The sequence below is a fragment of the Cupriavidus sp. 30B13 genome, from assembly GCF_049059565.2.
In the GTDB taxonomy this organism is placed as follows: domain Bacteria; phylum Pseudomonadota; class Gammaproteobacteria; order Burkholderiales; family Burkholderiaceae; genus Cupriavidus.
In genome coordinates this window covers 2,568,399-2,590,747 of sequence record NZ_CP188223.1, presented here as the reverse complement: position 1 = coordinate 2,590,747, position 22,349 = coordinate 2,568,399, and the positions used below count along the sequence as shown (strand labels likewise).

Sequence of the window (22,349 nt, the reverse complement as noted above, 5' to 3'; positions counted from 1 at the left end):
GACAGGACACCACAGGGAAAGACAACAGAACATGAATCAACCCGTGAATCCGGCGGCCGGCGCAAGCAAGGCCGACAACAAGGCAGAGAGCAGGGCCGACGGCAAGGGCAAGGCCGCCAAGGCCCTGCAGGGCGTCAAGGGCATGAACGACATGCTGCCCGCCGACGCGCCGCTGTGGGAGCATTTCGAGAACGCCGCGCGCGCCATGCTGCGCGCCTACGGCTACCAGCAGATCCGCACGCCCATCGTCGAGCATACGCAGCTGTTCGTGCGCGGCATCGGCGAGGTGACCGACATCGTCGAGAAGGAAATGTATTCCTTCACCGACTCCCTCAACGGCGAGCAGCTCACGCTGCGCCCCGAGGGCACGGCCGCGGCGGTGCGCGCCACCATCGAGCACAACCTGCTGTACGACGGCCCCAAGCGCCTGTGGTACACCGGCCCGATGTTCCGCCACGAGCGCCCGCAGCGCGGCCGCTACCGCCAGTTCCACCAGCTCGGCGCCGAAGCCCTCGGCTTTGCCGGCCCGGACGTGGACGCCGAGATCATCCTGATGTGCCAGCGCCTGTGGGACGACCTGGGCCTGGTCGGGGTGCGGCTGGAGCTGAACTCGCTGGGCCAGGCGCATGAGCGCGCCGCCCACCGCGAGGAGCTGATCAAGTACCTGGAAGGCTTCCAGGACATCCTCGACGAGGACAGCAAGCGCCGCCTGTACACCAACCCGCTGCGCGTGCTCGACACCAAGAACCCCGCGCTGCAGGAAATGGCCGCCGGCGCGCCCAAGCTGATCGATTTCCTGGGCGAGGAGTCGCTGGCCCACTTCGAAGGCGTGCAGCGCCTGCTCAAGGCCAACAACATCCCGTTCAAGATCAACCCGCGCCTGGTGCGCGGGCTGGACTACTACAACCTGACGGTGTTCGAGTGGATCACCGACAAGCTCGGCGCGCAGGGCACCATCGCCGGCGGCGGGCGCTACGACCCGCTGATCGCGCAGATGGGCGGCAAGCCGGCGCCGGCCTGCGGCTGGGCGATGGGCATCGAGCGCATCATCGAGCTGATCCGCGAGGAAGGCCTGGTGCCCGAGGCCGAGGGCTGCGACGTCTACCTGGTGCACCAGGGCGAGGCGGCCGCCGAGCAGGCCATGATCGCCGCCGAGCGCCTGCGCGATGCCGGCCTGGACGTGCTGCTGCACGCCACGCCGGACGGCAAGAGCGGCAGCTTCAAGTCGCAGATGAAGCGCGCCGATGCCAGTGGCGCGGCCTATGCCGTTATCATTGGCGACGACGAAGTGGCGGCCGGCACCGCCCAGGTCAAGGACCTGCGCCAGGGCGCGCAGGGCGAAGGCGGCGGCGCGCAGGCGACCGTGCCGGCGCAGGATCTGGTCAGCCACATCATCGACGCCATGGTTGGCGCGAGCGAATAAGGCGCCGTCCCGGCAGCACGAGGCAGCACGACCAGGGGCCGCGGCGCGGCCCCGCTCAGACAAACACACGCGGGTGGATCCCTCGACATGGCTTACGATCTAGAAGAACAGGAACAGCTTGAGAGCCTCAAGGCCTGGTGGCGCCAGTACGGCAATACCGTGACCTGGGCGCTGATTGCCGGCTTGCTGGCCTTTGCCGCCTGGAGCGGCTGGAATTACTGGCAGCGCAAGCAGTCGGGCGAAGCCGCGCTGTTGTACGAACAGGTCATCAAGGCCGCCGAAGGCCGCGACACGGAGCGCATCAAGCGCGCCGCCGGCGACCTCGAGCAGAAGTTCGGCAAGACCGCCTACGGCCCCATGTCCGCGCTGGTGGCGGCCAAGGTGCTGTACGATGCGGGCGACCTGGCCGGCGCCAAGACCCAGCTGCAGTGGGCGGTCGACCATGGCGACAGCGAATACGCCCACCTGGCGCGCGTGCGCCTGGCCGGCGTGCTGCTCGACGAAAAGGCCTATGACCAGGGCCTGGCGCTGCTCAAGGACGAGCCGCCCGCACCGTTCGTGGCGTTGTACGCCGACCGCCGCGGCGACCTGCTGGCCGCGCAGGACAAGCGCGCCGATGCGCGCGCGGCGTACCGGCAGGCGCTCGACAAGCTCAGCGCCAACGACGCCGCCATGCGCCAGATCATCCAGTTCAAGCTCGACGCGCTGGGCACCGCCTGAGGGCGGCGCTGCGCGGCGCACGGGCGCGCGGACATGCCGCCGGCCCGTGCGGCGTGTCCGCGGTTTTGCGTTTCAACCCAATTCAGGATCGGAACCTCATGACGTCATCGTTTTCCGGCACGGCCAGGAACCAGCAACACGGCAATTTCGTCCGCGCCCTGGTGGTGGCCGCCGCTTGTGCCGCCACCCTTGGCGGCTGCTCGCTGTTCAGCAAGAGTGACAAGCGCACGCCGGTCGAACTCAAGCCGGTCACCCAGACCCTGTCGGTGCGCCAGGCCTGGAAGGCCAGCGTCGGCAAGAGCGGCCCGTACTCGCTGCAGCCGATCGTGGCCGGCACCACCGTCTACGCGTCATCCAACGGCGGCAAGGTGATGGCGTTCGACGGCAACACCGGTCGCACGCTGTGGGAAGCCAGGACCGACATCGACCTGACCAGCGGCCCCGGCAGCGACGGCTCGGTGACCGCGGTGGCGGGCGAGAAGGGCGCCGTGTTCGCCTTCGACAACAGCGGCAAGCAGATCTGGAAGAAGCAGGTCAACGGCGAGGTCCTGTCCGCGCCGCTGGTCGGCAACGGCCTGGTGGTGGTGCGCACTACCGATACCCGCGTGCTGGGCCTGGACGCGCAGACCGGCGAGCGCCGCTGGATCTACCAGCGCTCGCAGACCCCGCTCAACCTGCGCGCGGCGATGGGGATGGTGTTCGCCGGCGACGGCATCGTGATGGGCTTCCCGGGCGGCAAGCTCGGCGTGCTGGCCCCGGGCAACGGCGTGCTGCGCTGGGAAAGCACGGTGTCCTACCCGAAGGGCGTGTCGGAGATCGAGCGTCTCAACGACGTCACCGGCCAGCCGATGGTCAATGGCCGCCAGGTGTGCGCCACCACCTTCCAGGGCCGCGTGGCCTGCCTCGAACTGGCCAACGGCCAGCCGCAGTGGGGCAAGGATTTCTCGTCGCCCACCGGCCCGACGCAGGACGACACCTCGCTGTATGCCAGCGACGAGCGCTCGGTCGTGCATGCCTTCGACCGCCAGAACGGCAACGAGCGCTGGAAGAACGACCAGTTGCTGTACCGCCGTCTCGGCGCGCCGCTGGCGCTGGGCCGCTCGGTGGTGATGGGCGACTATGAAGGCTACGTGCATTTCCTTTCGCGCGAGGATGGCCAGTTCCTGGCCCGCCTGAAGACCGACGGCAGCGAGATTACCGCCGCGCCGGTGGTGGCGGGCGCGTCCATGGTGATACAGACGCGCGACGGCAACCTCTACGGCTTCGTGCCGGACTGAGGCGCCGCGACAATGAAGGCGCGGCCCGTGCACCTGTCGGCACGGGCCGCGCCGATCCGGTAGCATGATCCGGCGGATCATGCAGGTGAACGAGGCCGGGCTGCAAGGCCAGCCCGGTTGCCCGACAGGAAACGTGGCCAGGCGCGCGGCGCCCGGCCGTCGGACCCACATCACTCCGGAGTTCCTGGGGGGCGGCACCAGCCGGCCCCCATTTCCGTTTATTGCATGAAACCAGTTATCGCTCTGGTCGGCCGCCCCAATGTGGGCAAGTCGACGCTATTCAACCGCATGACCCGCTCGCGCGACGCCCTCGTCGCCGACCTGCCCGGGCTCACGCGCGACCGCCACTACGGCGAAGGCCGCATCGGCGACCGGCCGTTCATCGCCATCGATACCGGCGGCTTCGAGCCGGTGGCCAAGGACGGCATCGTGGCCGAGATGGCCAAGCAGACCCGCCAGGCGGTGGTCGAGGCCGACGTGGTGATCTTCCTCGTCGACGGCCGCCTCGGGCTGGCGCCGCAGGACCGCGTGATCGCGGACTACCTGCGCAAGACCGGGCGCCGCGTCATGCTGGCGGTGAACAAGGCCGAGGGCATGAAGTACACCACCGTGGCGGCGGAGTTCTACGAGCTCGGCATGGGTGACCCCTATGCCATCTCCTCCACGCACGGCGACGGCGTGCGCGAACTGGTCGACGAGGCGCTGGAACTGGCGGTCAAGGAGCGCCCGGAGCTGGCCGAGGAAGACGAGAACGCGCAGCGCGGTGTCAAGATCGCCATCGTGGGCCGCCCCAACGTGGGCAAGTCCACGCTGGTCAACACGCTGATCGGCGAAGAGCGCGTGATCGCCTTCGACATGCCCGGCACCACGCGCGACGCCATCTATGTGGAGTTCGAGCGCGGCGGCAAGCCCTACACGCTGATCGACACCGCCGGGCTGCGCAAGCGCGGCAAGGTGTTCGAGGCGATCGAGAAGTTCTCGGTGGTCAAGACGCTGCAGTCCATCGCCGACGCCAACGTGGTGGTGCTGCTGCTCGACGCCCAGCAGGACGTCTCCGAGCAGGACGCGCATATCGCCGGCTTCATCGTGGAATCGGGCCGCGCGCTGGTGGTGGGCGTGAACAAGTGGGACGGCCTCGACGGCCATGCGCGCGACCGCATCAAGCACGACCTCGAGCGCAAGCTGCAGTTCCTCGACTTCGCCAATTTCCACTTCGTGTCGGCGCGCGAGCGCACCGGCATCGGCGCGCTGCTGCGCTCGGTGGACGAGGCCTACGCCGCGGCGATGGTCAAGCTGCCCACCCCGCAGCTCACGCGGATCCTGCAGGAAGCGGTGGAGTTCCAGCAGCCGCGGCGCGTCGGCGCGACCCGCCCCAAGCTGCGCTATGCGCACCAGGGTGGCTCCAACCCGCCGATCATCGTGGTGCACGGCAACTCGTTGTCGGGCATCGCCGACAGCTACCGGCGCTATCTCGAAAATCGCTTCCGCACGGCCTTCAAGCTCAAGGGCACGCCGCTGCGCATCGAATTTCGCACGAACAAAAACCCATATGCGGACTCGAAGGATTGAGTCGGGCAGCGGGGCAGCCGGGCGGGCAAGTTTCGTTTGCGTTCGTTTGGAACTGAGGCTAAATTCTCGGTAGCAGGGGGTTCCCTGCGAGACGATGCTAGCTTGGTACCGTTTTGATCTTTTTTTGGCGCGGTTTGCGCCGCTCGACTTGAATCGGGGACGATCGTCCCCATCATCCATCACTAAATCTATAATTTTGGAGTGTGCCATGAGCAACAAAGGGCAATTGCTACAAGACCCGTTCCTGAACGCGCTGCGCAAAGAGCACGTGCCGGTTTCAATCTACCTCGTCAATGGCATCAAGCTGCAAGGCAATATCGAGTCGTTCGACCAGTACGTCGTCCTGTTGCGCAACACCGTGACGCAGATGGTTTACAAGCATGCGATCTCCACCGTCGTGCCCGCACGTGCCGTGAATTTCCGCGTGGACGATACGGCCGAGGGCTGATCCTTTACCGTTATTTCCGATGTTTCCGGCTGGCTCGCCGCAATTGCGGCACGGCCACCGCAAACCGGTGCCGCGCCGGGGCCTGAAATCCTGGCGCGACACCAAAAACGACACCGGCCATCCGGTCGCTCCGCAGGCATGCATATGGATATGCCACGGACGATGCCTTACCCTGGTGCAGGCTGCCGCGGATCGTCTTCCGCCGTCTCGCGCATCCCGGGGCAGGTCCTTGCCTCGCGGCACCAGCCACGCCCCCGGCCGGTTTCCACCGTTTTCCTTTTCGCGCTTCGCGATCCTCCCGTTTGCAATCTAGAGCTACCTCCAATTCCGAGTCTTCCCGCGCCATCCTCGTCGGCGTCGATTTCGGCAAGCATGATTTCCAGGAAAGCCTGAGCGAGCTGGCGCTGCTGACGTCCACCGCCGGCTCGACGCCTGTGCACATGCTGACCGGCCGGCGCTCGCGCCCGGATCCGGCGCTGTTCATCGGCTCCGGCAAGGCGGAAGAACTCAAGGAGGCCGCCGACGCGCTCGACGCGGACGTGGTGGTGTTCAACCACACCCTGAGCCCGGCGCAGCAGCGCAACCTCGAGCGCTTCCTCAAGCGCCACGTGATCGACCGCACCGGCCTGATCCTCGATATCTTCGCCCAGCGCGCGCAGAGCCACGTCGGCAAGGTGCAGGTCGAGCTGGCCCAGGTCCAGTACCAGGCTTCGCGGCTGGTCCGCGCCTGGAGCCACCTGGAGCGGCAGAAGGGCGGGATCGGCATGCGCGGCGGCCCGGGCGAGCGCCAGCTCGAACTGGACCGCCGCCTGCTGGACGAACGCGCCAAGCGCCTGAAGTCGGACCTGTCCCGGCTGCAGCGCCAGCACAGCACCCAGCGCCGCGCGCGGGCGCGCAACGAGACGCTGAGCATCTCGCTGGTCGGCTATACCAATGCCGGCAAGTCGACCCTGTTCAACGCGCTGACCAAGGCGCGCGCCTACGCCGCCGACCAGCTCTTCGCCACGCTCGATACCACCTCGCGCCGGCTTTACCTGGAAGGCCTGGGCAACGTGGTGCTGTCCGACACGGTCGGCTTCATCCGCGACCTGCCCACCCAGCTGGTGGCGGCGTTCCGCGCCACGCTGGAAGAAACCGTGCACGCCGACCTGCTGCTGCATGTGGTGGATGCCTCCAGCCCGGTGCGCCACGAGCAGGTCGAGCAGGTCAACCGCGTGCTGGCTGAAATCAATGCCGACGACATCCCGCAGATCGTCGTGATGAACAAGATCGATGCCGCGCCGGAGCTGCTGGAACAGGGCCCGCGCGTGGAGCGCAATGAAGAAGGCGTGCCGGTGCGCGTGTTCGTCAGCGCGCGCGAAGGCGTCGGCCTGGAGGCCCTGCGCGAGGCGATCGTGGAAGCGGCGCGCTGGCTGGCCGAGCAGCCGCCCGAGCGCGCGCCGCTGGACCCGCGCTTCGCCGACGGGCATGAGCGCCTGGACGACGCGGACGATATCCCGGACGACGCCGAAGCCGGCGCCGGCCGGGAAGAACCCGACACGCTGTAAGCCGGTTCGGCGGAAATCGGCGCCAGATTGCCCCAAATAGGAAAATGTGGCGTCGATGACTGTTAGAATCCCTCTGTTCCAACTATCCCGGACCCGTGCACTTCATGCCCCAGTTTCCCCGGAATCCTGAATCGAGCCATGCCTTCGGCGGCCACGCTGGTGGCCGCGCCGGCAACGCCGCCCCTGGGCGGTCGGCGTGGCAGCGTCTGCGCGCGATCCTGTCGTTGAACGATCCACGTTGGGGTCGGGGCGATGATGAAGACAAGGATAAGGACAAGGACAACAACCGCCAGCAGCAACAGCGGCCTCCCCAGGACGGCCCGCCCGACCTCGACGAGCTCTGGCGCGACTTCAACCGCCGCCTGAACGGCCTGCTCGGCCGCAAGGACAACGGTGGCGGCGGCAACCAGGGTTTTGGCGGCGGCGCGCGCACGCCGGGCAAGGGCTCGGGCGTGGGCGCCGGGGTGGTGGTGATCGCCGCCATCGGCATCTGGCTGGCGAGCGGCTTCTTCATGGTGCAGGAAGGCCAGACCGCGGTGATCCTGCAGTTCGGCAAGTTCAAGTACACCACCGGCCCCGGCATCAACTGGCGCCTGCCGTACCCGATCCAGTCGGCCGAGATCGTCAACCTGTCGAGCGTGCGCTCGGTGGAAGTGGGCCGCTCGACCTCGATCAAGGACAGCAACCTGAAGGATGCGTCGATGCTGACGCAGGACGAGAACATCATCGACGTCCGCTTCACGGTGCAGTACGACATCCAGGACGCCCAGGAATTCCTGTTCTTCAACAAGACCGACCGCGGCGGCGACGAAGAACTGGTGACGCAGGCCGCCGAGACCTCGGTGCGCGAGATCGTCGGCCGCAACAAGATGGACTCCGTCCTGTACGAGAACCGCGAGCAGATCGCGCAGAACCTCGCCAAGTCGATCCAGTCCATCCTGTCCGCCTACAAGACCGGCATCCGCGTGATCTCGGTCAACGTGCAGAGCGTGCAGCCGCCCGAGCAGGTGCAGGCCGCCTTCGACGACGTCAACAAGGCCAGCCAGGACCGCGAGCGCGCCATCAGCGAAGGCCAGGCCTACGCCAACGACGTGATCCCGCGCGCCAAGGGCACGGCCGCGCGCCTGAACGAGGAGGCGCTGGCCTACAAGTCGCGCGTGGTCAACCAGGCCGAGGGCGACGCGGCGCGCTTCCAGCAGGTCCAGACGCAATACGCCAAGGCGCCGCAAGTCACGCGCGACCGCCTCTACATTGAAACCATGCAGCAGATCTATACCAATTCGACCAAGGTGCTGGTGGACGTGCGCCAGGGCAACAATCTTCTCTACCTGCCGCTGGACAAGCTGATGTCGCAGGCGCAGTCCGATCCGCGCGCCGCGGCCGCCGGCGCCGCGCCGGCTCCCGCCACCGGCAGCGCTCCCGCGCCGGTGCCCGACGCCAACGGCGACAACCGGTCGCGCGAGTTGCTGCGCAGCCGCGACCGCGATTCGCGCTGAGGAGCCCCGACATGAACCGACTGATTTCGATTGTCATCGGCCTTTTCATCGTGCTGGCGATCGGCTCCTCGATGGTGTACGTGGTGGACCAGCGCCAATACGCGGTGGTCTTCGCCTTCGGCGAGATCAAGCAGGTGGTGCGCGAGCCCGGCCTGCACTTCAAGCTGCCGCCGCCGCTGCAGAACGTGGTCTTCATGGACCGCCGCCTGCTGACCATCGACGTGGCCGCGTCCGAGCGTTTCCTGACCGCCGAGAAGAAGAGCATGGTGGTGGACTGGTTCGTCAAATGGCGCATCACCGATCCGCGCAAGTTCTTCGTGGCCTTCAACGGCAATATCCGCAGCGCGCAGGACCGCATGACCCAGCGCATCGACTCCGTCGCCCGCGAGGAATTCGGCAAGCGCACGGTGGCCGACGTGGTCGCCGGCGAGCGCGACAAGGTCATGCAGAACATCCGTTCGGCGATGGCCGACTACGCCCAGTCCGTGGGCGTGGAGATCATCGACGTGCGCCTCAAGCGGGTGGACCTGCTGCCCGCGATCAGCGAATCGGTGTACCGCCGCATGGAAGCCGAGCGCAAGCGCGTGGCCAACGAGCTGCGTTCCACCGGCGCGGCCGAGGGCGAGAAGATCCGCGCCGACGCCGACCGCCAGCGCGAGGTCGTGCTGGCCGAGGCCTACCGCGACGCGCAGAAGATCAAGGGCGACGGCGATGCCCAGGCTTCGCAGATCTACGCCGACGCATTCGGCCGCGATCCGCAGTTCGCGCAGTTCTGGCGCAGCATGGAGGCCTACCGCAATACCTTCCGCGACAAGCGCGACGTGCTGGTGCTGGAGCCCAATTCGGACTTCTTCCGCTACATGCGCTCGCCCGGAGGCGCGCCGGCGCCGGCCCCGGCGCCCGCCGCGGGGCGCCGCTAGCAGGGCCACGCTGGGCGGCCACGGCCGCCGGGCGCGAGGACAAAACCCCGGCTTGCCGGGGTTTTGTCCGGCTGGAGGGCCGCGATGCGAGCCCTGGCCGGGCGCCTCGGCCGCCGCACGGCGCCTGCGCCGGGTGACCGGCAGCCGGCACGCGCGCCAGCGCCAACGACATTCAACGGGCGCCCCGCAGGGGGCCCGGCAACCGACGTGAAGAGATTTACCATGTCCAACCACTGGCTTCTGCCTGAAAACATCGCCGACGTGCTGCCGTCGGAGGCCCGCAAGATCGAAGAGCTGCGCCGCCGCATGCTGGACCTGTTCCGCACCTACGGCTACGAGCTCGTGATGCCGCCGATGCTGGAGTACCTCGAGTCCCTGCTGACCGGCACCGGCCACGATCTCGACCTGCGCACGCTCAAGCTGGTGGACCAGCTGTCCGGGCGCACCATGGGCCTGCGCGCCGACATCACGCCCCAGGTGGCCCGCATCGACGCCCACCTGCTCAACCGCTCCGGCGTGACCCGCCTGTGCTACGCCGGCAACGTGCTGCACGCGCGCCCGGCGGGCTTCCGCGCCACGCGCGAGCCGATCCAGGTCGGCGCGGAGATCTACGGCCATGCCGGCCTCGAGGCCGACGTGGAAATCCAGGCGCTGATGCTGGCCGCGCTGCAGGTGGCGGGGCTGACCGACGTGCGCCTGGACCTGTGCCACGCCGGCATCCTCGAGGCGCTGCTCGACGGCCTGCCGTCCAGCCGCAAGATCGAGGACGCACTGTTCGCCGCGCTCGAGACCAAGGACGTGTCGGCGCTGCGCGAGCTGACCGAAGGCATGCCGCAGGCCGAGCGCGAGGCGCTGCTGGCGCTGCCCACGCTGTATGGCGGGGTGGAGGTGCTGGAGCGCGCCCGCGCCACGCTGCCGGCCAGCCCGGCCATCGCGCGCGCGCTGGACGAACTGGCCGCGCTGGCCGCCGAGGTAAGCGGGGCCAGCGTCAATATCGACCTGTCCGACCTGCGCGGCTACCACTACCACAGCGGCGTGATGTTCACCGCCTACGTGGCCGGCCTGCCCAACTACGTGGCCCGCGGCGGGCGCTACGACAAGGTCGGCGAAGCGTTCGGCCGCGCGCGGCCGGCCACCGGATTCTCGCTCGATCTGCGTGAAGTCGCCGCGCTGTCGCCGCTGGAAGTGCGGGCTTTCGCCATCTTTGCGCCATGGGACGCGGATCCCGAGCTGCGCGGCAAGATCGCCGCGCTGCGCGCCCAGGGCGAGATCGTGATCCAGTCGCTGCCAGGCCATACGCACCAGCTCGACGAGTTCAACTGCGACCGCCAACTGGTGCGCCAGGACGGCGGCTGGACGGTGGTGCCACGCGCCTGAGCCAGGCCGCTTCGCCTCGTCCTGGTGCAACCATATCGCGCGCGCCGGGCGCTTTAACAGCGTTCCGGCGCGGTTTCAAGCCCGTTGTCGGCCGGATTCCCAAAAACGGGGAGTTGTCCGGCAACGAGAGTAAAATACGTTTTTAACCTTCTGACCAAATCAACATGTCCGCTTCTGCAGTAAGCCAGGGACGCAATGTCGTCGTGATCGGCACCCAGTGGGGTGACGAAGGCAAAGGGAAAATCGTCGATTGGCTTACCGATCATGCAAAGGGCGTGGTGCGGTTCCAGGGTGGCCACAATGCGGGCCACACCCTCATCATCGGCGGCAAGAAGACCATCCTGCGGCTGATTCCCTCGGGCATCATGCGCGCCGGCACGGTCTGCTACATCGGCAACGGCGTGGTGCTGTCGCCCGAGGCGCTGTTCCGCGAGATCGAGGAGCTGGAAAGCGCCGGCCTGCAGGTGCAGAACCGCCTGCGCATCTCCGAAGCGACCACGCTGATCCTGCCGTACCACGTCGCCATCGACAAGGCGCGCGAAACGCGCCGCGGCGCCGGCAAGATCGGCACCACCGGCCGCGGCATCGGCCCGGCCTACGAAGACAAGGTGGCCCGCCGCGCGCTGCGCGTGCAGGACCTGTTCGATCCGAAGGCCTTCGCCGAGCGCCTGCGCGAAAACCTGGACCTGCACAACTTCATGCTGACCCAGTACCTGGGCGCCGAAGCGGTGGACTTCCAGCAGACCCTGGACGAGATGCTGGCCTACGCGCCGCGCCTGGCGCCGATGGTGGCCGACGTGTCCGCGGAACTCTACGCGGTCAACGCCGCCGGCGACAACCTGATGTTCGAAGGCGCGCAAGGCACGCTGCTCGACGTCGACCACGGCACCTATCCGTTCGTCACCTCCAGCAACTGCGTGGCCGGCGCGGCCGCCGCCGGCGCCGGCGTCGGCCCGGGCCGCCTGAACTACATCCTGGGCATCACCAAGGCCTACTGCACCCGCGTGGGTGCGGGCCCGTTCCCCAGCGAGCTGTACGACAACGACAATCCCGCCCGCCAGGATGCGGTCGGCGTGCGCCTGGCCAACGTCGGCAAGGAATTCGGCTCGGTCACCGGCCGCCCGCGCCGCACCGGCTGGCTCGACGCCGCCGCGCTCAAGCGCTCGGTGCAGATCAACGGCGTGTCGGGCCTGTGCATGACCAAGCTCGACGTGCTGGACGGCCTCGAGACCATCAAGCTGTGCGTGGGCTACGAACTCGACGGCAAGACCGTCGACATCCTGCCGCGCGGCTCGGATGCGGTGGCGCGCTGCGTGCCGGTGTACGAGGAATTCCCGGGCTGGAACGAGTCCACCTTCGGCGTGAAGACCTGGGATGCGCTGCCGGAACAGGCGCGCGTCTACCTCAAGCGCATCGAGGAAGTGGTCGGCATCCCGATCGACATGATCTCGACCGGTCCGGACCGCGACGAAACCATCCTGCTGCGCCACCCGTACGTGGCCTGACGCCGCGCGCGCCCGGGAGGGCGCGGTGGCAGGGCGCCGGCAAGGCGCCCGCAGCACAATAGCAAATCGGCCCGCGCAAGCGGGCCGAAACATTATCGGTCGACAGACCCCAAGCCGAAGAGCCGGAAGAGGCTACCAGAACCATGACCCTGCCATCGAACGACGACGAAAACCTGTGGATTTCCTGGGACGAATACCACAGCCTGATCGCGCGCCTCGCCCTGAACGTCCATGAGTCGGGCTGGAAGTTCGACAAGATCCTGTGCCTGGCGCGCGGCGGCCTGCGCGTGGGCGACCAGATGTCGCGCATCTTCGACGTGCCGCTGGCCATCCTGGCCACCAGCAGCTACCGCGAGGCGGCCGGCACGCAGCAGGGCGAACTCGATATCGCGCAATACATCACCATGACCCGCGGCGACTTGTCCGGCAAGATCCTGCTGGTCGACGACCTGGTGGATTCCGGCGTCACGCTCGAGCGCGTCGGCCGCCACCTGAAGGAGCGCTATCCCGCCGTGACCGAAGTCCGCTCCTCGGTGCTCTGGTACAAGGCCTGCTCCAAGGTCAAGCCGGACTACCACGTGACCTTCCTGCCGACCAATCCCTGGATCCACCAGCCGTTCGAAGAGTACGACACGCTGCGCCCGCACAACCTCGCGGCCTGGCTCAAGCGCGGCAAGCGCGCGGCCGACGGCGGCTCGCAGGCCTGACGCCGGGAGCGCCGCGGACATGAGCGGGCAGGGCGCCGTCGCCGCACGGGCATCGCGTTCGCAAGCGGCTTATCACAGCCTGCGCGACGATATCTTTGCCTTCCGCCTGCTGCCGGGCGACCGCTTCACGGAAAACGACGTCGCCGAGCGGCTCGGCATTTCGCGCACGCCCGTGCGCGAGGCGCTGCAGCGCTTGCAGAGCGACGGCCTGGTGCGCGGCTACTACCGCAACGGCTGGGAAGTCGTGCCGCTCGACCTGGGCCGCTTCGAAGCGCTCTATGAACTGCGCACCGTGCTCGAAACCCACGCGGTCACACGCCTGTGCCAGCAGCCCGCCGCGCGGCAGACCGATCTCGCCGCGCTGGCGCGGCAGGACGCCATCTGGCGCGTGCCGCGCGCCGAGCGCCTGGCCGACGGCAACGAGGTGGCGCGGCTCGACGAGGGCTTCCACCTCGCCCTGATGCACGCGGCCGGCAACCCGGAGGCCGCCGCGGTCCACCAGCAGGTGACCGACCGCATCCGCATCATCCGCCGGCTGGATTTCGCCTACGGCGACCGGGTCGAGCTGACTTATGACGAGCACGCCGGCATCCTGGATGCCGTGGCCGCGCGCGACGGCGCGCGCGCCGTTGCCTTGCTGGCTTCGCATATCGAAGACGGCCGCGCCGAAGTGAGCCGCCTGACCGCCGAGCGCCTCGAGCAGATCCGCACCAGCCTTGTGCTGCCGGTATCGCCAGGCGCACCGCCGCGGCGCAGGCGTTTCGGCTGACGCCGGCCTTTCCCCGCCTCTGATCGGGGGGGACAGCCAGCCGCTGGCCTCCTGCCCGACACCTTCCCCGACACCCCCGCCAGGCGCGATTGGCGCGCCGGCAAACGCTTTCCGGGCCGCGCTCATGGCCGCGGCCGGGCCGTCGCCGCGCGCCTGGCCCATTCCGGCCGGGCCGTGGCACGCATGTTGCGATGCTTCCTGCGAATCCGTTTATGTATACATAAATCGCAGGGCACGATGAGTTTTCACCTGAATCCGATCCGCGGCAGCCGCGGCATGGCCGTGGCGCCACATGCACTGGCATCCCAGAGCGCGCTCGCCGTGCTGCGCGAAGGCGGCAATGCGGTCGAGGCGATGATCGCCGCGGCGGCCACCATCGCGGTGGCCTATCCCCACATGAACAGCATCGGCGGCGACAGCTTCTGGCTGATCGCCCGGCCGGGCGAGGCGCCGCGCGGGCTCGAAGCCTGCGGCGCGGCGGCCGGCGCGGCCACCATCGCGCGCTACCGCGACGCAGGCCTGGCCGCGATCCCGTTCCGCGGCGGCCTGGCGGCCAACACCGTAGCGGGCACCATCTCCGGCTGGAATGCCGCCCGGGCTTGGTCGCAGGAGGCCCTCGGCGGGCGCCTGCCGCTGTCGCGCCTGCTGGCCGACGCCATCGTCTATGCCCGCGAGGGCGTGCCCGTCACCCACAGCCAGTCGGCCTGCGTGGCGGCCAAGCAAGCCGAGCTGGCGGGCATCCCGGGCTTTGCCGAAACCTTCCTCGCCGACGGCGTGCCGGCGCCCGGCAGCCGCTTTCGGCAACCGCGCCTGGCCGCCACGCTGGAACAGCTCGCGCGCGCGGGGCTGGACGACTTCTACCAGGGCGACCTTGCGCACGGCATGGCGCGCGACCTCGCCGCCGTCGGCAGCCCGCTCACGCTCGGCGACCTGCAGTCCCACCGGGCCGTGTGGAAGACCCCGCTGGCGCTGGCGCATTCGCGCGGCACCGTCTACAACATGCCGCCGCCGACGCAGGGCCTGGTCTCGCTGCTGATCCTGGGCCAGCTCGACCGCCTGCTGGACAGCGGCATGGATCCGCTCGGCGCGCCGTTCGTCCACGCCTGCGTGGAGTCGACCAAGCAGGCTTTCGGCGTGCGCGACCGCCACATCACCGATCCGCTTCATATGGAGATCGATCCGCGCGATCTGCTGGCGCCGCCCTGGCTGGACGCGGCCGCGGCGCGCATCCGCCCGGACGCCGTGCTGCCCTGGGGCAACGGCCTGGGGCCCGCCGACACCGTCTGGATGGGCGTGATCGACGGCGACGGCGTGGCGGTCAGCTTCATCCAGAGCATCTACCACGAGTTCGGCAGCGGGGTGGTGCTGCCGGCCTCCGGCGTCAACTGGCAGAACCGGGGCTGCAGCTTCTCGCTGGATCCCGCCGCGCGCAATCCGCTGGCGCCGGGCCGCAAGCCGTTCCATACGCTCAATCCGGCGCTGGCGCGCCTGGCCGACGGCCGCACGCTGGTCTACGGCAACATGGGCGGCGACGGCCAGCCGCAGTCGCAGAGCGCGGTGTTCTCGCGCATCGCGCATTTCGGCATGAACCCGCAGGCCGCCATCGATGCGCCGCGCTGGCTGCTGGGGCGTACCTGGGGCCAGACCAGCGACACCCTGAAGCTCGAGGCGCGCTTTCCCGCGGCGACCTGCGACGCGCTGCGCCAGCTCGGCCACGAGGTCGAAATCCTCAAGCCGTACGACGAGACCATGGGGCATGCGGGCGCGATCCTGCTGCAGCCGGATGGCCTCTACGAGGGCGGCTCCGATCCGCGCAGCGACGGCAGCGTGGCCGGCTGGTAGGCGCGCCTCGGCAGATGAGCGGGGTGCCGCGGCACCCCTTCGTTTTCCTGCAGGTCCCGGCCGCCGGCGTCTGTGCTTGCGCCGGTTTTCCCGGGCCTGCTGTCCCGGGGCGAGCGCGGCAGGCGCGCCCCCGGTTTTCCCGAAGTCCGTTTCAAGGAGTGGTTCGATGCGTTCCGTTGCAGATAACGCAGTACTCGGCTTGTCGCCCGCCTTGCCATCGGCGCGCACGCGCTGGATCCAGCTCGCGCTGGGCGTGGCGTGCATGATGGCGATCTCCAGCCCGCAATATGTCTGGACCCTGTTTACCAAGCCGCTGGCCGCCAAGCTGGGCGTGCCGCTGTCCGAGCTGCAGGTCACCTTCTCGCTGCTGATCGTGCTGCAGACGTTTTTCTCGCCGTTCCAGGGCGCGCTGATCGAGCGCTTCGGGCCGCGTCGGCTGATCGCGCTTGGCACGGTGCTGTCGGGGCTGAGCTGGGTGCTGGCGTCGCAGGTGCAGAGCCTGGGCATGCTCTATCTGTGCTACGGCGTGGTGGGCGGCCTGGGCACCGGCATCGTCTATGTCGGCGTGGTGGGCCAGATGGTGCGCTGGTTCCCGGACCGCCGCGGCTTCGCGGTGGGCATGGTCGCGGCCGGCTACGGCATGGGCGCGATCGTCACCACGTTCCCGATTGCCGCGGCGCTCGCCGGCAAGGGGCTGGAGTCCACGCTGTGGCAGTTCGGCCTGCTGTTCGCGGTGATCGGCTTCCTTGCCTCGCAAGGGCTGCGCGCGCCGGCCGCGCACGCGCCGGCAGCGCCCGCGCATGGCCAGGAAGGACGCGCGGCGCACGCCGTCGCCGACGTGCCGACGCGCCAAATGCTGCGCACGCCGCTGTTCTGGCTGCTGTTCGGCATGATGACCATGATGTCCACCTCGGGCCTGATGGTGACTTCGCAGATGGCTGCCTTCGCCAAGGATTTCGGCGTGACCGGCGCCACCGTGCTCGGCATGGCGGCGCTGCCGCTGGCGCTGACGCTCGACCGCTTCACCAACGGGCTCACGCGGCCGCTGTTCGGCTGGGTCTCGGACCGCTGGGGACGCGAGAACACGATGTGCTTCGCCTTCGCGCTGGAAGGCGTGGCGATGGCGCTGTGGCTGCTGACGCGCGAGAACGCGGTGCTCTTCGTGCTGCTGTCGGGCGTGGTGTTCCTGGGCTGGGGCGAGATCTTCTCGCTGTTTCCCTCCACGCTGACCGATACGTTCGGCACGCGCTTCGCCACCACCAACTACGGCTGGCTGTATATCTCGCAGGGCATCGGCTCGATCTTCGGCGGCCCGCTGGCCGCGCTGATGCATGAGCGGCTGGGCAGCTGGATGCCGGTCTTCGGCGTGGCCATCACGCTCGACATCGCGACCGCGCTGCTGGCCATCGCGGTGCTCAAGCCCGCGCGGCGCAGCTACCTGGCGCGGCCGGCCGGCTGAGCGGGCGGGGCGGCAGCCTGCCGCCCCCGGCGGCTTGCTCAGTAAGCCACCGAATAGCGCTGGCGCGGGTGCGCGGGCTTTTCCACCTCGTCGAGCATGGCGATGGCGTAGTCCTCCATCGAGATCCAGCTCTTGCCCGAGGCGTCGGACAGCAGGGTTTCCCCGCCCGTGCGCCAGGTGCCGGTGCGGGTGCCCGGCTCGAACAGCGCGGCCGGGGACAGGAAGGTCCAGTCGAGCTCGGTTTCGGCGCGCAGGGCGTCGAGGAAGTCGCGGCCGGCCAGCGCTTCCGGCTTGTACGCGTCGGGGAATCCCGGCGTGTCCACCAGCTGCACGCCGGGCGCCACGTAGAGGCTGCCGGCGCCGCCCACCACCAGCAGGCGCGGCACGCCGGCGGCCTTGACCGCGCCGACGATCTGCGCGGCCTTCGTCTGTTCGAAGCGCACCGTGCTGATGGCCACGTCGTTGCCGGCAATGGCGGCGGCCAGCGCCTCGGTGTCCGCCACGTCGGCGTTGCGGGTGGTCAGGTCCGGCTGCGCCGGCAGCTTGTCGGCCTGCCGCGCGATGGCGGTCACGGTGTGGCCGCGGCGCAGCGCTTCGTCGATCAGGCGGGTGCCGACGCGTCCGGTGGCGCCGATGATTGCGATCTTCATGTCCAGCTCCTTGCTTGTCTGCTTGGTTGCTTGTTGCTCAGGCTGCTTCACCGCTCGGTGTTCACAGCATAGTCATGCCCGCGGCACGCGCGGGCACCATTTGTCGATATGAAACCAATATGGTTACATATCGAGGTAAAAAAATCAGCGCTTGCGGCGCTCGGCGGACGCGCGCTCCACATCGGCCAGCATGCCGGCGATGGTGATCTGCGCCAGCGCGCCGTCCATTGCCGCCTGCGCGCGGTCGGCGGCGTGCTTGAGCGCGCCGGTGATTTCCCGGCCCACCATGCACGCCGGGTTGGGCGCGCTGTGGTGCAGGGCGATCAGCGCGGTCGACTCCACCGCGCGGAACACGTCGAGCAGCGTGATCGACGCCGCCGCGCGCGCCAGCGACGCGCCGCCGGTGCTGCCCATCGCCGTGTTCACCAGGCCCGCCTCGGCCAGTTGCCCGACCAGCCGCCGGATCAGCGCGGGGTTGGTGCCCACGCTGCCGGCGATCAGCGACGACGGCAGCGGCGCGTCGGCGCTGGCCAGCAAGGTGAGGATATGAACGGCGACGGCGAAGCGGCTGCTGGTGGTCATGGTCGGGGATTCAATATGAAACCATCATAGTTACAGATGTGGCCGGCTGTCAAGCGTCCGGTCCCGGGCAAGACAGTGGCGTGCAGATTGAAAATCGCGGGAAACCTGCGGAAAACGCGACATTCTGGCCCGCGGGCGGCGGAAGAATGCCGGTATCGGCACTGAAACTGATACACTCACCCGCAGCGCAGCAGTCGGCGCCAGGCGGCAGGTTGTCCGGGCCGCGCGCTGGCCGTTCATGTGAACGCCAGTCCCCGCCGAGGGGCCCGCCCGAGGGCGGCAAGGCGCAGGCCGGAACCGCCGCTGTGCTTATTGTTTTTATCAAGTCGCGCGGTCGCGCAGAAATCGAAAAAATCGAATCGGGAGCAAGCAAGTTGTCAGTTCAGACGCCGGAGAACAAGACGGAAAACAAAAAACCCGCAAGGCTCGAAAGCGCTGCGGGTTTTCCGTTTGATCTGGTGCCCAGGAGAGGACTCGAACCTCCACAGTGTTGCCACCGCTAGGACCTGAACCTAGTGCGTCTACCAATTTCGCCACCTGGGCGGGCGTCGAAACAACCGAAGCGCTCATTATAGCGACCGCAATACGTTTGTCAAATACTATCTATAAAATTGAATCAAAATAACTATCCGATCCCTAGCCGGGAAGAAATCCTCGGCGTCCTGAGGACGTCCGGGTCGCCCCTGTCGGCTGGCGACATTGCCAAGGCGCTGGCCGTCACGCGCAAGGAGCACGACGGATTCCAGAAGCGCCTCGCCGCCATGGAGCGCGACGGCCAGATCGAACTCAACCGCAAGGGCCGCTACGAGCTGGCCCACCAGCCCAACTTCGTGGTCGGGCGCGTGCAGGGCCACCGCGACGGCTTCGGCTTCCTGATCCGCGACGACGGCGACGACGACATCTTCCTGCCCGAGCGCGAACTGCAGAAGGCGATGCACAACGACCGCGCCCAGGTGCGCGTGATCGGCTATGACCGGCGCGGCCGGCCCGAAGGCCAGATCGTCGAGATCATCGAGCGCGCCAACCGCTACGTGATCGGCCGCCTGCTCAGCGAGGGCGGCGTGCTGGTGGTGGCGCCGGAAGACAAGCGCATCAGCCAGGACATCCTGATCCCGCCCAAGTCGCAAGGCAAGGCGCGCGTGGGGCAGGTGGTCAGCGTGGAAATCATCGACTACCCGGACCGCTACGTGCAGCCGGTGGGTCGCGTGGTGGAAGTGCTGGGCGACATCGACGATCCCGGCATGGAGATCGAGATCGCCGTGCGCAAGTACGGCGTGCCGCACGAGTTCTCCGATGCGTGCGCCAAGGAAGCCGCCGCGCTGCCGGACACCGTGCGCGAGTCGGACCTCGACCACCGCATCGACCTGCGCGATGTGCCGCTGGTCACCATCGACGGCGAGGACGCGCGCGACTTCGACGACGCGGTCTACTGCGAGCCGGTCAAGATCGGCCGCGCCAAGGGCTGGCGCCTGGTGGTGGCGATCGCCGACGTGTCGCACTACGTGCGCCCGGGCACGCCGCTGGACGCCGACGCGCTCGACCGCGCCACCTCGGTGTATTTCCCGCGCCGCGTGATCCCGATGCTGCCGGAGAAGCTCTCCAACGGCCTGTGCTCGCTCAACCCGCAGGTGGACCGCCTGTGCATGGTGTGCGACGCGGTCATCACCGCCAAGGGCGAGCTCAAGGCCTACCAGTTCTATCCGGCCGTGATGCACTCGGCGGCACGCCTGACCTATAACGAGGTCTGGGCGGTGCTGTCCAATACCAAGGGGCCGGAGGCGCACAAGCGCGCCGAGCTGGTGCCGCACCTGCAGAACCTGTACGAGCTGTTCCAGGTCCTGCTCAAGTCCCGCCGCGAGCGCGGCGCGATCGACTTCGACACCACCGAGACCTATATCGTCTGCAACGCGCAGGGCAAGATCGAGCAGATCCTGCCGCGCACCCGCAACGACGCGCACCGCCTGATCGAGGAATGCATGCTGGCCGCCAACGTGTGCGCCGCCGATTTCCTCGAGCGTTTCAAGCATCCCACGCTGTACCGCATCCACGCGGGCCCGAGCGAGGAAAAGCTCAAGAACCTGCGCGAGTTCCTCAAGACGGTGGGGCTGTCGCTGGCCGGCGGCGACAAGCCGCAGGCGGCCGACTACGCCGACGTGATGGACAAGATCAAGAGCCGTCCCGACGCGCCCATGCTGCAGACCATGCTGCTGCGCTCGATGCAGCAGGCGGTCTACAGCCCGGACAATATCGGCCACTTCGGCCTGGCCTACGAGGCCTATGCCCACTTCACCAGCCCGATCCGCCGCTACCCCGACCTGCTGGTCCACCGCGCCATCAAGGCCGTGCTGGCGCATACCAAGTACCAGCCGGCGTTCGCGCCCGGCACGGCGCTGAACACCGCCATCGCGCCCAAGGCGCGCCGCATGCAGGCCAAGGACGCGGCCGCCAAGGCCGAGCTCAGCGCGGCGCGCGCCAAGCGCAACGAAGCCATCTGGGACGAGCTCGGCCTGCACTGCTCGGCCAACGAGCGCCGCGCCGACGAAGCCTCGCGCGACGTCGAAGCCTGGCTCAAGTGCTACTTCATGCGCGACAAGCTCGGCAGCGAGTTCTCGGGCACGGTCAGTTCGGTCACCTCGTTCGGCATCTTCGTGCAGCTCGACGAGCTCTACGTGGAGGGCCTGGTGCACGTCACCGAACTGGGCAGCGACTACTTCCAGTACGACGAGGCGCGCAACGAACTGCGCGGCGAGCGCACCGGCATCCGCTACCGCCTGACCGACCGCGTGCGCGTGCAGGTCTCGCGCGTGGACCTGGACGCGCGCAAGATCGACTTCCGCCTGGTGCAGGAGCCGTCGGCCAAGAACCTGCGCGCCCGCGCGCCGGTCACCGAGGCCCAGCCGCGCGTGCCGGCCGCGCACGCCGTGCCGGCGCGCAAGAAGGGCCGCCAGCTGGCGGCGCTGCTTGGCGGCACCTCCAAGCCGGAAGAATCGTTCGACGAAACGCTCGACCGCGTGATCGAGGAGCAGCCGGTGTTCGAGGCCGTCATCACACCCGTGAAGGCGCGCCCGGGGCAGGGCGCCAAGCCGGCCAAGCGCGCCGCCAAGCCCAAGCCGGCCCATCTCGGCTCGGGTCCGAAGGGCGGCGGCAAGCCGGCCGGCAAAAGCAGCCGCGCCGCGCGCAAGCGCTGACGCGCCGGGGGGAGCCGCCACCGGCTCCCCCGCCGCGGACACCTGGCAAGGCCCGGCGGGTACAATCCCGCCATGGCTAAACAAAAACTCCTGATCGGCTTTCACGCCGTCACCGCGCGCCTGCGCCAGGACGCCGCCGGCGTCACCGATGTCTACGTTGAATCCGCGCGGCGCGACCGCCGCATGCAGGACTTCATCCGCCTGGCCGAGAGCCTCAAGGTGCGCCTGCATCCGGTCGATGCCGAGCGCCTGCGCGGCATGGCCGGCACCGACCGCCACCAGGGCGTGGTGGCCCGCGCCGAAGACGTGGCGCTCGCGCTCAATCTCGACGAACTGCTCGACGGCATCGAAGGCACGCCGCTGCTGCTGGTGCTCGACGGCGTCACCGACCCGCACAACCTTGGCGCCTGCCTGCGCGTGGCCGACGGCGCCGGCGCGCATGCCGTGATCGCGCCCAAGGACCGCAGCGTCGGCCTCAACACCACCGTGGCCAAGGTCGCCAGCGGCGCGGCCGAAACCGTGCCCTACATCACCGTCACCAACCTCGCGCGCACCCTGCGCGAGCTGCAGGAACGCGGCATCTGGGTGATCGGCACCGCCGATGGCGCCGACAAGACCGTCTACGACGTCGATCTCAAGGGCCCGATCGCCCTGGTGATGGGCGCCGAAGGCGAAGGCATGCGCCGCCTCACGCGCGAGACCTGCGACGAGCTGGTCGGCATCCCGATGGCCGGCGGCGTGGAAAGCCTCAACGTCTCGGTGGCCAGCGGCGTGTGCCTGTACGAAGCGGTGCGCCAGCGCCGCCTGCCGCGCTGATTCCGTGGCGGCGGAACTCGATGCGTCGTCGCGGGCCGCCGCGCGCGGCCTGAT

18 protein-coding genes and 1 tRNA gene are annotated in these 22,349 nt (G+C 68.6%); 16 read left to right on the top strand and 3 right to left on the bottom strand.

What is annotated here, in order from left to right:
- The first annotated feature begins 31 nt into the window (after window positions 1-31).
- From hisS to oxlT, 14 genes are all read left to right on the top strand, one after another.
- Window positions 32-1,423, top strand: coding sequence for a histidine--tRNA ligase (gene hisS, locus ACKI2N_RS11840; RefSeq protein WP_420996627.1), 1,392 nt, complete (start codon window positions 32-34; stop codon window positions 1,421-1,423).
- Between the two features lie 87 nt (window positions 1,424-1,510).
- The gene (locus ACKI2N_RS11835; protein WP_420996628.1) at window positions 1,511-2,143 is read left to right on the top strand and encodes a YfgM family protein; all 633 of its coding nucleotides are present in this window, start codon (window positions 1,511-1,513) and stop codon (window positions 2,141-2,143) included.
- Between the two features lie 98 nt (window positions 2,144-2,241).
- Window positions 2,242-3,420 carry an outer membrane protein assembly factor BamB gene (gene bamB / locus ACKI2N_RS11830; protein ID WP_420996629.1) on the top strand — a complete coding sequence of 393 codons (1,179 nt, stop codon included), beginning with the start codon at window positions 2,242-2,244 and terminating at the stop codon, window positions 3,418-3,420.
- A gap of 225 nt (window positions 3,421-3,645) precedes the next feature.
- Window positions 3,646-4,989 (top strand): ribosome biogenesis GTPase Der, encoded by a 1,344-nt coding sequence (der, locus tag ACKI2N_RS11825; protein WP_420996630.1) that lies wholly within the window; start codon window positions 3,646-3,648, stop codon window positions 4,987-4,989.
- Between the two features lie 208 nt (window positions 4,990-5,197).
- Entirely contained in the window at window positions 5,198-5,437 is a 240-nt protein-coding gene (gene hfq / locus ACKI2N_RS11820; protein WP_017229727.1) for an RNA chaperone Hfq, read from the top strand.
- Between the two features lie 302 nt (window positions 5,438-5,739).
- Complete coding sequence (hflX, locus tag ACKI2N_RS11815; protein ID WP_420996631.1) at window positions 5,740-6,984, top strand: GTPase HflX; 1,245 nt, start codon at window positions 5,740-5,742, stop codon at window positions 6,982-6,984.
- A 104-nt stretch (window positions 6,985-7,088) separates the two neighbouring features.
- A complete protein-coding gene (gene hflK, locus ACKI2N_RS11810; RefSeq protein ID WP_420996633.1) occupies window positions 7,089-8,480 on the top strand; it encodes an FtsH protease activity modulator HflK in 1,392 nt (463 codons plus the stop codon).
- Window positions 8,481-8,491: 11 nt separating this feature from the next.
- Window positions 8,492-9,400, top strand: a complete 909-nt coding sequence (gene hflC / locus ACKI2N_RS11805; RefSeq protein ID WP_420996634.1) for a protease modulator HflC — start codon at window positions 8,492-8,494, stop codon at window positions 9,398-9,400.
- Between the two features lie 222 nt (window positions 9,401-9,622).
- Window positions 9,623-10,777, top strand: a complete 1,155-nt coding sequence (locus tag ACKI2N_RS11800; protein WP_420996635.1) for an ATP phosphoribosyltransferase regulatory subunit — start codon at window positions 9,623-9,625, stop codon at window positions 10,775-10,777.
- 164 nt (window positions 10,778-10,941) lie between these two features.
- Window positions 10,942-12,282: an adenylosuccinate synthase gene (locus ACKI2N_RS11795; protein ID WP_420996636.1), complete on the top strand. Its 1,341-nt coding sequence runs from the start codon at window positions 10,942-10,944 to the stop codon at window positions 12,280-12,282.
- A gap of 143 nt (window positions 12,283-12,425) precedes the next feature.
- Window positions 12,426-12,989, top strand: a complete 564-nt coding sequence (locus ACKI2N_RS11790) for a phosphoribosyltransferase (RefSeq protein ID WP_420996637.1) — start codon at window positions 12,426-12,428, stop codon at window positions 12,987-12,989.
- Between the two features lie 19 nt (window positions 12,990-13,008).
- The gene (locus tag ACKI2N_RS11785) at window positions 13,009-13,758 is read left to right on the top strand and encodes a GntR family transcriptional regulator (RefSeq protein WP_420996638.1); all 750 of its coding nucleotides are present in this window, start codon (window positions 13,009-13,011) and stop codon (window positions 13,756-13,758) included.
- Between the two features lie 276 nt (window positions 13,759-14,034).
- Window positions 14,035-15,600 (top strand): gamma-glutamyltransferase family protein, encoded by a 1,566-nt coding sequence (locus ACKI2N_RS11780; protein ID WP_420996735.1) that lies wholly within the window; start codon window positions 14,035-14,037, stop codon window positions 15,598-15,600.
- Window positions 15,601-15,766: 166 nt separating this feature from the next.
- Window positions 15,767-17,059, top strand: coding sequence for an oxalate/formate MFS antiporter (gene oxlT / locus ACKI2N_RS11775; RefSeq protein ID WP_420996639.1), 1,293 nt, complete (start codon window positions 15,767-15,769; stop codon window positions 17,057-17,059).
- Window positions 17,060-17,097: 38 nt separating this feature from the next.
- On the opposite strand, the gene ACKI2N_RS11770 is transcribed toward oxlT, so the two are convergent.
- From ACKI2N_RS11770 to ACKI2N_RS11760, 3 genes are all read right to left on the bottom strand, one after another.
- Window positions 17,098-17,709 (bottom strand): NAD(P)-dependent oxidoreductase, encoded by a 612-nt coding sequence (locus ACKI2N_RS11770; RefSeq protein WP_420996640.1) that lies wholly within the window; start codon window positions 17,707-17,709, stop codon window positions 17,098-17,100.
- A 144-nt stretch (window positions 17,710-17,853) separates the two neighbouring features.
- Window positions 17,854-18,291: an Rrf2 family transcriptional regulator gene (locus ACKI2N_RS11765; protein WP_420996641.1), complete on the bottom strand. Its 438-nt coding sequence runs from the start codon at window positions 18,289-18,291 to the stop codon at window positions 17,854-17,856.
- Window positions 18,292-18,747: 456 nt separating this feature from the next.
- Window positions 18,748-18,834: transfer RNA gene (locus tag ACKI2N_RS11760), tRNA-Leu, on the bottom strand.
- A gap of 68 nt (window positions 18,835-18,902) precedes the next feature.
- On the opposite strand from ACKI2N_RS11760, the gene rnr reads away from it, so the two are divergent.
- Both rnr and rlmB read left to right on the top strand, forming a co-directional pair.
- A complete protein-coding gene (rnr, locus tag ACKI2N_RS11755; protein WP_420996642.1) occupies window positions 18,903-21,479 on the top strand; it encodes a ribonuclease R in 2,577 nt (858 codons plus the stop codon).
- 72 nt (window positions 21,480-21,551) lie between these two features.
- Window positions 21,552-22,295, top strand: a complete 744-nt coding sequence (rlmB, locus tag ACKI2N_RS11750; RefSeq protein ID WP_420996643.1) for a 23S rRNA (guanosine(2251)-2'-O)-methyltransferase RlmB — start codon at window positions 21,552-21,554, stop codon at window positions 22,293-22,295.
- The last annotated feature ends 54 nt before the right edge of the window (window positions 22,296-22,349 follow it).